The following is a 12761-nucleotide window of genomic DNA, read 5'->3' as shown; positions in this document are numbered from 1 at the left end:
TTCAAAGCAAGTAAAACAAAGAAGTTTTCCTAACATGCTTAATTGACTCGGAAATCTGCTGATATTTGAATCCCTTGGGTCCAAACAGTTCAACAAAATTCATCCGTAATGCCACAAAATGTCACAGTTTTTTCACATTGTTTGTTTAACCATAAACGGGTTGCGGGTAGTTGAGGCGCCTGAAAACGCGCGTCATCATCCTGCGTCGGACTCCGCTCCTGCCGATTGATTTACCAATCCACGGAATGCCCGGACGGCAGAACGATTGCCCTTCGTGACTTCAAAAACATCCTCGGCAATCGGCATTTCCACCCCGTATTTTTTGGCCAGCGCCATCACCGTGGGTGCGCTTTTTACGCCCTCCGCGACCATCAGCATCTCGTCTATGATTTCGTCGATATGACGCCCCTTGCCTAGCTCGACACCGACGTGACGATTGCGGCTCAGCGGACTGGTACAAGTGGCTATCATATCGCCCATACCGGTCAGGCCGGAGAATGTTTCCGGCTTGCCACCCATCGCGACACCGAGACGGGTGATTTCGGCGAGCCCCCGGGTGATCAATGCCGATCGGGTATTGTCTCCCGCGCCAAGCCCGTCACCCATGCCAACCGCGATCGCGATGATATTTTTGAGAACGCCGCCCAGCTCGCACCCAAGCAAATCGGTATTGGTATAAACCCGAAACAGGCCCGAGTGGAAAAGCTGCTGGAGCTGCTTCACGATAATCTCGTCTTCCATCGAGATCACGCTCGCAGCGGCCTGCCCTGCCATGATTTCGCGCGCCAGATTAGGGCCGGTCAAGACGCCTACGGGATGGCCGGGGAGGACTTCCTCGATCACTTCCGTCATCCGTTTGCTGGTCGCCAGCTCCAACCCTTTCGTCAGGCTGATCACTGGAACCCACGGCCGCAGATGCGGCTTGGCTTGCTCCAGCACGTTGCGGAAATTGCTGGAAGGAATGGCCATGACCAGCACGTCTGCACCGGATACAGCCTCGCCTATTTCCGATGTCGCGGTCAGAGCCGGTGGTAATTTTATGTCGGGTAGATATTTGCTGTTGCAGTGATTATCATTGATGTCGATGACGGTTTCCGGATCCCGCGCCCAGAGCTTTATCGGGGCGTTCCGGGACACCAAAGAGGCCACCGTGGTTCCCCATGACCCGCCGCCGAGCAATCCAACTTTCAACTCCATAAACACCCCTTTTAAAGCGACTCCTCTGGCGGAAGCCGGTCCTGAGCAAACTGGAGAGATTCTCAGTGTTTGGCAAGGAACTCGAGATGATGCCTGGCAGTTCCTTTGGGGTTTTCGATCATCGGAATATGGCCAACGTCTTCAAATACCACCGATTCTGCGTTGGCGATCCCGTTCTTCAGGACATCGACACAGCTGACATCAATCAACTGGTCGTGGCGTCCCCATATAATGAGAGTCGGCGTCTTCACCTGACCAAGCTGGTCATTCAACGGTTTCACCGTACCATCTTCGACCAGCGTCCAGAATATCTTGTCGAGCAAGTCGCGGTGCACCGCAAAATCCTCGTAGAAAATCTTCCGAAACTGTCCCGGAACTTTCATGGGCTTATGGGCGACGAAGGCAAGCATCCGCTTCACATCGTCAGGGCTGTGTATCTCCAGCGGATTTTTCCCGCCCTGCGCTTCCTGCTGCAGCTTGCTTTCATTGGCTCCGACAACCCCGGCGTTGTTGAACAGGGTCATCGAGATCAACCGCTCCGGAAAGTCCAGCGCAAAGCGAAGCGATACAAACCCGCCCATGCTGTTGCCCCCGATATGACATTTCTCGATGCCCATGGCATCGAGAAAGTCGCGGACGCGTGCTGCTTGTGTGGCCATGTCATAGTCGCGGTCAATATCCCTGACATTTTCGCCGAACCCTGGAAGGTCGGGCGAAATCAGTCGATACTTGCCCACGATCTCGGGCGCATAGGCCGCCCAATTATCCTTGTCGCCGCCAAAACCGTGCAGCAGAACCAGAGGCTCCGCATCGGGTGAACCGCCTTCAAGATAGGGCCAGATCATATCTCCAACACGGATCGACTTAACCGTCAACTTGCCCCTCTTGCGCAGAGTATCGCGAAAAAACCCGAAAAGGGTCCGCGGGAACAGAACATAGAGGGCAATCAGCCCCACCATGATAATCCCCAGGACCGTAATGAATATCTCCATGGCTCGCGCTATCCTCTTCCTGCCGTCAGCCGGTCGTCCAACCAGTCGGTCATGTCGTTCAATACCTGGTCTCTCTCCGGTTCGTTGAAAATTTCGTGGTAGAGTTCCGGATAGATCTTCAACATCCTGGTGGTCGACGACACATGGTCATCCAGAAATCTCGAACCTTCTGCGGCGGCAAGGCTGTCTTTCCCGCCGTGGAGCATCATCAATGGCAGCGAAATCCGTCCGGCATTTTGCTGGACGCTCGACATGTTGCCCAGCATTTCGGCAGCAAGCCTTGCGCCCATCTTGCCATTATAGACCAGCGGATCGGCAAGATAATCCGAAACCACCTCGGGATCGCGGCTAACGCCGTTCGGATCAAGCTCCAGCACCCCCAGTTTGGGGAAGAATCGCGACAGGAAGCCGCTGATCATCTTCAGGAAAGCCGAGGGTTCCTCCGCCGCTTTTACCGCCGGGCCCGAGAGTACGCAGGCGGCGAACCGGTCCTGATTCCCGATCAGATAGGTGGCGCTGATCAACCCGCCCATACTATGCCCGACGAGGATCACCGGCAGATCGGGAAAATCCTGCTTCGCGCGGGCGAGCAGCTGGTCAACGCCATCGTGGAATACCGAAAAGTCCGGGACGAACCCCGGCGTGCCATCCGATTGACCATGTCCCCAATGGTCCATCGCATAGACCGCGTAGTCCTTGCTCAGACAATGTTCGGCGAAATAATGGTATCGGCCAGAATGTTCGGCATAGCCATGAACCAACAATATCACGGCCTTGGGGTCTCCATCGGGCGACCATCTCTGCCAGAATAATTTCGCACCCGCCGCTTTTGATCCCGGCGGAAGCAAGAGAGTTGCTTCTTGGTGCTTCAAGCGATTTTCCTTTTGACGACCAGTTCGTGGTCATGCGCCAGTTCATTTTCGAATCTAAACAGAATCCGGTCCAGCGTCTGGCTGATCTTGGTCTGGGTGCGAACCATCTCGATTTTCGGCCATGCTGTACGCTCGCCGAGCGCGATCAGTTCGGCAACATCTTCAACCGGCAAGTTGCTCAATATCTTGGACGGTCCCCAGAACATCGTCGGGCGGATGATGTTGATATCACCGGTATAGTCCTGATTGATCACCGAAAGCGCCATATTGGCCATGCTGTTCAGACGCGGGAAATAGGACAAGGGCTTCTGCATCATTTCGACATTGGCGTTGAACCACGCTTTCATGGTTGCCGTCGACGCGTTGCGGATGGAGGAAAGCGGATTGCGCTTCTGGCTGAAATCGGTGGCAAATGGAGTGACCAGCGGATTCGCCTGACTGACAATATGGTGGTTGACCCCGTAGAGCCGGGCAAGACGTTTGACCGGCAGGTCATGGGTTACCGAACCATCCACCCATTTGCGATTGGGCAAATAAGGCACGCGCTCGCCGCGATGATCCTTGGCTGCCAATGTGACCGGTGGATAGATGCCCGGAACCGCACAAGAAGCCAGAACCGCTTCACGAATATAGACGTTGGGCGAAGCAATCGCGTTCAGCAGCCGCGATGTCTGGTGCTTTTCCGCCGGCGCGATCGAAACGTTGAGATGACGTCCGGTAAGCTCATAGGCTTCCTGAAAGGTCAGATCCGGGAGCAATTCTGTCAGACGCTGACGTATTTCATCGGCTCGCAACCGCCTGCTACCGCCCAGGAACCCGCTCTCCTCTTCACTCGCATCATCGGCTCCGACGACAAGATTTTCGGGTTTGAAAAAGGGCGGTATGTCCTTGTCGCTATGCGTGCTGATCAAAGCACCGACAACCGATCCCCCGCTGGAGCCGGACATGATATCGGGCAGCAGGCCTTCTTCCCATAATGCCTTGGCAACACCAACGTGGAAATAGAGATAGGCGCCCGAACCGCTCATCAGGAACGCCGAACGTCCGTAGCAATGCTGTGCCCGGCGAAAGAAATCGAGTTTTTCCTCGAACGGGATATCGGTGACCTTGTCGCTGGCCAGATATTCCAGTGAGTTGACGATCGCGTCTACATAGTCCTGGATAAGTTGCTTGGTCCCGAATTTCGCCTTCTGGTGCAGGCGAGCATGGCCCATGCCGTCCATATTTCCGTGAATGCCTTCATTCAGCGCGTATAAAAGTCCCGCGTTGTCCTGAGACTTCCACAGCCCGGAGAGACGTTTGAGACGGCGGCGGATGGAAGTGTGGTCGAAATGCTTGCTCTCGTCAGAGGCCTTCCACTTGTCGACTCCGGTCGATTTGTCGTGCGCTTTCGCGGCTTTCGACCATTCGGAATAGCTTTTGGCTTGCGCCATTTCCTTTTCCATCTTCAACGTCGTGTTCAGGATCATCTTCGGTACACTCTTTCACCAAAATTGCGCAAAATGCCGGCCGCCGCACGGGAATCGGGCGGCGTGCAATCTATCCGCCTCCTATTTCTCTTTCGGCCTGCCACCGCCGGTCGCTTTTGACGCAACCGTTCTCGGTTTTCTGGCAACCCGTCGATACATAACCGAACCGTCGCTGGACCTCGCCGGTTTTGTCGATACCTCAGCCGCTTTTACAGCCTGACTTTTAGCGGCACCTGGCTTGGCATCGCGCAGTTCATTGAACGCCCTTTGCAGGCATTCACGGAAAAACTCAACATCCGGCATCATTTTTCGGTCCGAGATGATGTTGAAGGATATCTTTCCATTATAGCTCGGGGTCGCGATGAACAGGCCCATTCCGTGCGCGAGAGGCGCCAAAGCATATTGATGGGTCAGCTTCGCGCCGTTCATGAACAGCTGCATTTGCGGGCCGGGAACGTTGGAAACCATCAAATTGCTCATTTTCGGCGCAAAACGTTCGTCGGTCAGAATTCTCGCGACGCCGGCCATGGTGACACCCGGAATATGTTTGGTCAGATCGGTCATGATCCGTGCGCTAAGCCCGGACTTTGCTGCCTTGGTGTCCCGGGTGGTATCTCTGATTGCCTCGAGACGCTCGACCGGATCGGCAATGTTCGACCAGATTTTGATGGTCATTGCCGATATATTATTGCCAGGCTTGGTCTCGTCACCCGTATGGCTGCGCGCATTGACCGGAGCCACCGCGATTAACGATTCTTTCGGCAGTTCCTTATGTTTGGTCAGATAATGACGCAATCCGCCGCTGCAGATCGCGAGCACAACATCATTGATCGTCGCGTCTGCCACTTTGAGACGCATTTTCTTCAGTTCGTCGAGATCAAAGGTGATCGCGTCAAACATCTTGTGCGGCGTCACCGGTCCGTTGAATCTGGTTTCCGGAACACCGGCTTCCGTTTTTTCCCCGCTGCCTGCCAGATTCTGTTGCGCCGATGACAGCAGAGCAGGCGCGAATTTCATGAATGCCTGAGCCAGCTTGACGGGAGAAGTTACCGTGCTGTTGATCGCGCGATTCATAATATCGGATACTGACGGCAAGTCATTGTCCGCCGGTTTGCCTTTCGGCAGCGGTATGGCCGGCGTTCCTTTCGCGTCCTTGTCCGAAACCGCGGCAAAAAAATGGGCTCCGGACGCCCCGTCGATGGTAGAATGATGTATCCGGGTCAAAATGGCATAGCTGCCTTTGGCAAAGCCGGGAACATTATCAAGCCCCTCGAGCACATACATGTCCCAGAGCGGCCGGGTCATATCCATTGGCTTGCTGTGATGACGAGCCACGTGAATGCAAAACTGTCGCCAGTCCCCCGGCGCGGGCAGTCGGCCATGGGTTATGTGCGCCTCGAGATCGAAATGCTCGTCCTTGACCCAATATGGGTGATCGATATCCATCGGCAGGCGATATAATTTGCGCTTGAACATCGGCGAGATGTCCAATCGCTTGCGCATATGTTCGATAATATCCTTGAAGCGCACCTTTCCGCCGGGAGCGGTCGATGGATCATAGATATAGACCGCCATCACATGGGTCAGATTGGTGGCAGACTGGATATAGAGAAATTGGGCATCCTGAGCGCTCAACTGACTGATATTTTTTTCTTCGGTCATCTGGATGCCCTTTCGGCGGCGCGGTTCATTCAAATATCCTGTCGGCGAGCGCGAGCACTTCGAGGCGGGATTTTTCCATCCGTCTCGAAAGCGCCCTGAACTTGCGCAGCAGAGCCTTGCGCTCGACTATGATTTCGGCTGTTGTTTCACCGGTCAAGCCGAGGCCCGTGGCCATTTTGAATCCATTTTCAAACAGAATCTTGCCGATCGAGGATTCGCTCGTGATCCGCCGGAGAAGGTATGCCTGCCGCCCCTCTTTCAACGCCAGGGCGACGCAACTTTTCTTGTCAACCGCCTGCCCGGGCTCGAGCCGCGACAAGATATCCAGAACGATCGTATAAGCCTCGACGAAAGGCAGGAATACGGCGTGGCCAATCAGTGGCTGGAAGCGATTGGTGAGACTGGCCAGCATACCACCCCCTTCTTCCAGCTTAACCTTCCAGTTCGGATCGACCCTCTGCAATTCTGCTTCGATATTTTCCCGATATTGCTGCTTTTCCGGGTAGAAAAACTCGAACTTGAACAGGTCGCGAAGCCGGTCGGTTTCTTCCCAGAAAACATCTTCCGCTTTCCGGTCACTCACTTCCCGCGCCTTCAAGATCGACAATTCGATGATGGCCTTGTCGAGAAAATGATGGATGATCGAATTGCGATAATAGCTTGCGATCGGATGCTGGTCGGGCTCGATCGCGTAGACCAGCGCCGGTCCCTTGTCATAGCGAACCAGAAGCCCGTTGTTTACCAAGGTTTCGATGACGCGCTGAACACCCTCGAGATTCCGGTCGGTCAGATCCTCGCTCATCCGGATGTTGCGCTCCCGCGCCCAGCCGGTCAGATAGTTAATTATCGCGCGCAGTTCGTCTTCCGTCATTGCCCGCGGGGCCGTGCTGAGCAGGCAGAGGCACATCAGCGAAGTCAGCGTCAGTGGCGTTGCCCGGTTGGCCTCAACAGCGACTTCGAAAGCCATTTTGGACAGGGCCAGACGGTTGTTCGGGTCGGGTGCCTTTTTGACAATGACCGGCTCGCCGAAATCAACATAGACCTTGCCCATCGGCTCGCGCAGACTGCGGAGATAGCCGATGAACCAGCTCAGGGACTCCGGCTTCTTGATCCGGCCGGTCTGTTCGCTGGCATATTCTTCGACATCCCGGATCAGGTCGAAACTGGTCACGACCGGAATGATATGGACATTTTCAACGTCATTGGCGTGCGCGCTGTCCATGACATATTTGAGCAGGCCGTAGCGCGGCGGCATCAGTTTCCCGAGCCGCGACCGCGTGCCTTCGAACGCCCAGGTCATCGGAAATCGTTTTTCCAGCAGATAGCTGACATAATAGCGGAGAACGAGCTTGTAGACGGGGTTGTTCTCGAAGCTTCGGCGGATGAAGATCGTACCGGCGCGGCGCAGCATGAAGCCGAGACCGAAAAAATCGAGATTGATACCGCCGAACAGATGGATCAGGGGCAAATCGTTCTGATAGGCCAGATCGGTGGCGGTCACGCCGTCGATATAGGTTTTGTGGGTAAACAGCAGCAAGGTCGGATGCTCGCGCATCGTCTGGCGCAAACGGGCCAGCTCCTTGCGATCGAAGACCACTTCATTCTCATAACCCTGCGACAGCATGAAGCGGTCAAGCTTGGCCTTCATGTCGATAAACATCGGGCTCGGGCGAGCGATCAGCTCCTTCATATATTTGGTAGCTTGTTCGTAAAGCTCCACCTCGCTCTTGCCGAGATCGACGGACAGCTTGGTCATCGCAGCGCGGAAACGCGCATCGCTGCGCAGACCGTCTGCCACATGCCGGGGGACCTTGTAGCGCCGCCCGCGCAATCCGCGCTCGGCGATATCGAGGACGAGGCCCGCTTGTCTGACAACAAAGGCAGCCAGTTCCGTATTGTCGGTCTGGTCGTAATCCTTGCTGAGTTCGGAAAATCTTTGCTTGAGTTCGCCGATCGTCGCGGGCTGTCCGGTCAGACAATGGGCGCGGCGCTTGTCGCGCCACAGGATTGACCGGGCGCGAAAACTGCCCGGATTGCGCGGATCGCCGAAGATGACGTGGCGCATTTTGACGGCGCGGCTTTTTTCGAAATTGGGGATCCGCCAGGCGATACGTACCGGCACGACCAAAGTATCAGGATGTTCCTTGAGCTTCTCTTCCAGCGGACCCAGGCGCAAATTCGCACGTTCATCCGATATCGGCAAGGCTACCCAGTTCAGCTTTCCGCCCGGGCCGCCCTCGGCGATGGAACTATGCAACCAGTCGAGCAGATAGCGCCGCTCGACACCATTGCGTGCATCAATCACAAATAGCTTGGGCCCTTTCGCCAACAGCGATCCGGCATTTGCTATCTGTATCGCTTCGTCCATCCTCGCCCCTTGCTTTTAGCCTATTCGGCCGCTTGTACTTTTTTCGGCGTTTCCGCGGTCGGCTTCTTCGGTCTCGTAGATCGACTTGCCGGCTTTTTGGCAACGGGTTTCTTCGTCGCCGCTTTTTTAACGCCGGTTTTCCGCGCGGTAGTCTTGCTGGGCGTCGTGATTTTCACCGGCGCCGACTTCTTGCCGGCGGCAGATGGTTTGCGGGGACGTTTCGATGCGACCGGCTTTTTGACCGCCTCCGCGTCCTCTTCGACCAGCGCAGCGAGGGCTTCTTCTTCCTCCGCCTGACCGAGCGCCTCGAGAAACATCCCGCGCACCTCGGCAACATGCTTGGTCATCGTCCGGGTCGACCATTTGCTGGTATCTACGGCAGGCAGGATATCAACCCTGACTTTCGCGGGGCGCATCAGAAATTCGTTCTTGGGCGCAACATCGCCAGCATTGTGGATGACGATCGGTACCATCGGCACGCCTGCCTGGATCGCCATGTGAAAAGCACCCTTTTTGAAAGGGCCGAGTTTCGGCGACAGGGTTCGTGTGCCTTCCGGCGCGATAACAATCGACTTGCCATCGATCTTTACCGCATCGATCAGTGGCGCCATCGCCTTGATCGCGCTCCCCGCATTGGCGCGGTCAACGAAGACCGTACCGGCCAGCTCCATCAGCTTGCCGATCACCGGCGTATCGCGCACTTCCTTTTTTGCCACCCCGCCCATGTCCTTGCGGATCAGCTTGGCGAGGATCATCACGTCCGCTTTGCTCTGATGGTTGAAGACAAAGATACAGGGACGCGAAGTCCACAGATTTTCTTCGCCGGTCACTTCCAGCTCGCAGCCGGTCAGCGCGGTTGCCAGATCACCAAAAAGACCGGTCGAAAAGTTCATCGCCTCGCGCTGCGACCCCGTCAGCGCCCAGATCGGCAACGAAGCAATGGCAGAACCGATCAGCGAGCCGGTAGCGTATATGGTCCGGACATAATCGACCGGCTTGCCCTGCCCGCGGCTGTCATATTTCTCGAGCGGCCAGCCATTTTTCTGCGCCGCCTCGCGCAACTTGCCATTGGGGTTCAATGGCCGCGGCTTGCCAACCCGTTCAAGCAGTTCGATGTCATCATAGCTGTCCGAATAGAAATAGCTGTTGTCGAGATCCAGACCAAAATCTGCGGCCAGATTTTCTGCCGCGATAACCTTGCCTTCGCCGAAGCATAATGGCCGGATGATATCGCCGGTGAACTCGCCATTTTTGACTTCATATTGCGAGCAAAGAACATGCTCGATATCGAGATCGCGAGCGGTCGGTTCGATCTGGTAGATCGTCGCGGAAGATATGATGGCAATGGTGTGACCCTTGGCACGATGCGCCTCGATCAGGGCCCGCGCCTCGGGATAGACCTTTCGCGCGATATATTTTTCGTAAAGCTCCTCGCCAAATTCGAAATAGCTTTCCTCGGTCACGCCTTTCATGAACTTCGCCGCACCGGTCATCAGCCCGGAAAAACCCATATTTCCGGTGCTATATTGCGCCATCACGTTGATCGTTTCGACCAGCTGTTCGGCGGTCATTTCCCCTCGCCTGATTTTTTCCCACAACATCGATGTCGCCGAATAGCCGGCGATGATGGTGCCGTCGAAATCAAACAGAGCCCCGATATGCGGGCCTTCCGGAGCGTCTAGAACGTCTTGCAAATGGGATTGATATTCGGTCATTTTGTTTCCGGTCATTCAAACGTCCTTCGCTTAAATGCCATCGTGCCAAAAAACCGGACAATTTCCCAGCGAATATTGGAGATAAGTTTGATTCACGCAGCGCGGGAACGATCCGGACAAACAAAAAGGCGCGCTGGATAATGTTCCAGCGCGCCTCTTGGGTGAAACCGGGCGATGATCGGGGGTTACGCGACTAGATCAACGCCGCCAGTTCCACGAGTGGCTTATTGGCCTGCGTCACCCTCGGGTGCGCGGGCTTGCTCTTTCGACATTTTTTTCACTTCGCCCTTTGTCATGCCCGTGACCAGAACATCACCGGATCCCGCGAAATTGGCAGCTGGCAATTCTGCGGTGCGGTTGCCGCTTTCGACAATCACGGATTGCACGACGCCGCCGCCCGACTGCTTGACCGACTGAACATAGCCGACCACCCGTCCTTTGGGGTCTTCAATCGGCATGCCCGGCGCTACCGCGAACATTCCACCGGCATTGGCGGCCGAGCTTCCCGAAGCGGCGAGCTGACCGAGGTTGCCCATTGCCATGCCGTTCCCGCTGCCAGCCGCGCTGCCGGTGATCGAACCGAGGCCCGATGCACGGTTAGCCGCGCCTGATGCGACGCCACCTGCGGCCGACTTTGCGCTGCCTGCCGCGTTGCGAGCGGTGCCAACCAGCTGACCGGTGGTCGAGCGAACCGCGTCGGTTCCGATCAGGCTGGCGTTCGCGCTGCCATTGGCAGAACCCGAAGCGGAGCCGTCAGCCGAACCAGCAACTGCACTGGTGGGTAGATCGGCAGCACCGATCAACGAACCATTGGCGCTTGAGCTGCTGTCGGTATCGGCAGCGACCTGACCGGAGCGGGTATCGACCGAACGGTCGATCCGGGTCGAGCTGGTGACGTCGCCATTGCCGGTGAGTGTGCCGGTCGTCCGGCCGATCGTATCGGTACCTAGCGTGCTGCCCATGGAGCCGCCAAGTCCGCCACCGAGGCCACCACCCAGTCCGCCGCTGCCGCCGAGCAATTGTGCCGAGGCTGGTGCTGCAGTGATCAATGCGAGAGTCATTGTGCTGATAATAAGTTTCTTCATGTTCTTTCTCCTTGCAGGACGATGATATTTTCGCCGTCTGTATGGAGAACGATGCGGCTTCCGGATTTAATCCATGATCCGCAAATCATTTTGAATAAAACTAGCGGAGCCCACAATTTCCGCAGACCAGGCCATGGCCATAGACTTTATCCGCGCCCTTTTTCCCGAGGTCCTTTGCTTCGCGGATCAAGCCTCTGACCGCCGCGTCGATCTTGCCGATATTCGCGGCGGGATAATGAGAGAGCAGACGCGCGGCTACCAGCGGCGCGGCAAAAGAGGTTCCACGCAGCGGGACCAGATTGCCGTCGGGCGATGCGCCTTTTATCCCTGTACCGGGTGCGGCGAAATCGATCGGCGTTGCGCTGCCGGCTTCCGGTAACGCGCGCTCGCGGTGATCGACGCCAGTCACTCCGATCACCCCCTTATAGGCTGCCGGATAGCGGGCCGGCGCGGCGGGCCCGTCATTCCCGACTGCGGCAACGACCAGCATGCCTTTCTGCTGCGCCGCCTTGACCGCGCGACCGAGCAGGCCATTGTTCGGGCCAACCAGACTGATCGTCACCACCGGCACATCCCGTTGCGCCATCCAGCCCAGCGCGCGAGCAATAGCGGTTGCATTGCCACCAGCCGGATCGCTGCCATAGATATCGGCGGCGAGCAGGCCCCGGGAACGGGACCCGAGGCTTCCGGAGATGAGCGAGGCTATCGCGGTACCGTGACTGCTTGCCACAGCCCCCCCTCTGGCAAAGCCGCGCTGCTCCACGGGCATGGCAATCGCGCTATGACGGGCGACGCCACCATCGATCAGCCCCATTGCTCCGGCCGCCGCCTTACCACTGGCCAGTGTTGCGGAGCTGACCGCCATCGTGACCGCAGTGCTGGTGAAATAGATATTGTCGGCGCTGACCTCTGCTTCGCGTGCAAGCTTTTGCAGCCGTTTCTCTTCCGACTTGAGCTGCTTGCCCGGCCGGGTTGCGAATTTCACATAGCTGAGGTCGAGACCCTCGATTTCGGCGCGCTCCAATATCTGAAAACCCTCATTGCGGGCAAGTTCGAGAGATGCAGCGGATATGCCGGTGGCGATCAGCACACCGCGAACCGCAGGATCACCGTTGCGGTCGCGTTCTACATAGTCGCGGTTCTGCCGCAGGAACTGGTTGACCCGGCCAGTCCGCAGCCGCTTAAGCAATGTCCCGAGTTCAGACTTGCTCAAACGGTCGAATATTCCGCTGTCCACCACGCCGTTCACCGGATCAATCAGTGGCTCGGCGAGATCGCGCAACGAACGGTCGGGAACCGGCAACGCAGGCCCGACACCCGGCAAGGCCAGCTGCGGCAAGGCAGCGGCGGGCGTAAGCAGCAACAATGTCGCGGCGACCCATTTGGCTGTGCTTCTCATAT

At 56.8% G+C, this 12761-nt stretch carries 9 protein-coding genes; all 9 read right to left on the bottom strand.

Annotated elements, in window-relative coordinates:
- Positions 1 to 195: 195 nt before the first annotated feature.
- Positions 196 to 1197 (bottom strand): NAD(P)H-dependent glycerol-3-phosphate dehydrogenase, encoded by a 1002-nt coding sequence (locus tag HUO14_RS06145; RefSeq protein WP_176279005.1) that lies wholly within the window; start codon positions 1195 to 1197, stop codon positions 196 to 198.
- A gap of 62 nt (positions 1198 to 1259) precedes the next feature.
- Positions 1260 to 2189: an alpha/beta fold hydrolase gene (locus HUO14_RS06140; protein WP_176279004.1), complete on the bottom strand. Its 930-nt coding sequence runs from the start codon at positions 2187 to 2189 to the stop codon at positions 1260 to 1262.
- 8 nt (positions 2190 to 2197) lie between these two features.
- Complete coding sequence (locus tag HUO14_RS06135; protein ID WP_176279003.1) at positions 2198 to 3061, bottom strand: alpha/beta hydrolase; 864 nt, start codon at positions 3059 to 3061, stop codon at positions 2198 to 2200.
- The gene (locus tag HUO14_RS06130; protein ID WP_176279002.1) at positions 3058 to 4530 is read right to left on the bottom strand and encodes a DUF3336 domain-containing protein; all 1473 of its coding nucleotides are present in this window, start codon (positions 4528 to 4530) and stop codon (positions 3058 to 3060) included. The genes HUO14_RS06135 and HUO14_RS06130 overlap by 4 nt, the downstream gene beginning before the upstream one ends.
- Before the next feature lie 81 nt (positions 4531 to 4611).
- On the bottom strand, positions 4612 to 6192 hold the full coding sequence (locus tag HUO14_RS06125) for a wax ester/triacylglycerol synthase family O-acyltransferase (protein ID WP_176279001.1): 1581 nt from the start codon (positions 6190 to 6192) through the stop codon (positions 4612 to 4614).
- A 25-nt stretch (positions 6193 to 6217) separates the two neighbouring features.
- Positions 6218 to 8560, bottom strand: coding sequence for a glycerol-3-phosphate 1-O-acyltransferase (locus HUO14_RS06120; protein ID WP_176279000.1), 2343 nt, complete (start codon positions 8558 to 8560; stop codon positions 6218 to 6220).
- Between the two features lie 20 nt (positions 8561 to 8580).
- Positions 8581 to 10290, bottom strand: coding sequence for an HAD-IB family hydrolase (locus HUO14_RS06115; protein WP_246255345.1), 1710 nt, complete (start codon positions 10288 to 10290; stop codon positions 8581 to 8583).
- Positions 10291 to 10499: 209 nt separating this feature from the next.
- Positions 10500 to 11360, bottom strand: a complete 861-nt coding sequence (locus HUO14_RS06110) for a hypothetical protein (protein WP_176278999.1) — start codon at positions 11358 to 11360, stop codon at positions 10500 to 10502.
- Between the two features lie 100 nt (positions 11361 to 11460).
- Positions 11461 to 12759, bottom strand: a complete 1299-nt coding sequence (locus HUO14_RS06105) for a S8 family serine peptidase (protein WP_176278998.1) — start codon at positions 12757 to 12759, stop codon at positions 11461 to 11463.
- Between the last annotated feature and the right edge of the window lie 2 nt (positions 12760 to 12761).

It is taken from the genome of Parasphingorhabdus flavimaris (genome assembly GCF_013371215.1).
GTDB classification, from domain to species: domain Bacteria; phylum Pseudomonadota; class Alphaproteobacteria; order Sphingomonadales; family Sphingomonadaceae; genus Parasphingorhabdus; species Parasphingorhabdus flavimaris.
The sequence above is the reverse complement of the archived record's forward strand: the minus strand, read 5'-3'. Positions and strand labels throughout refer to the sequence as shown.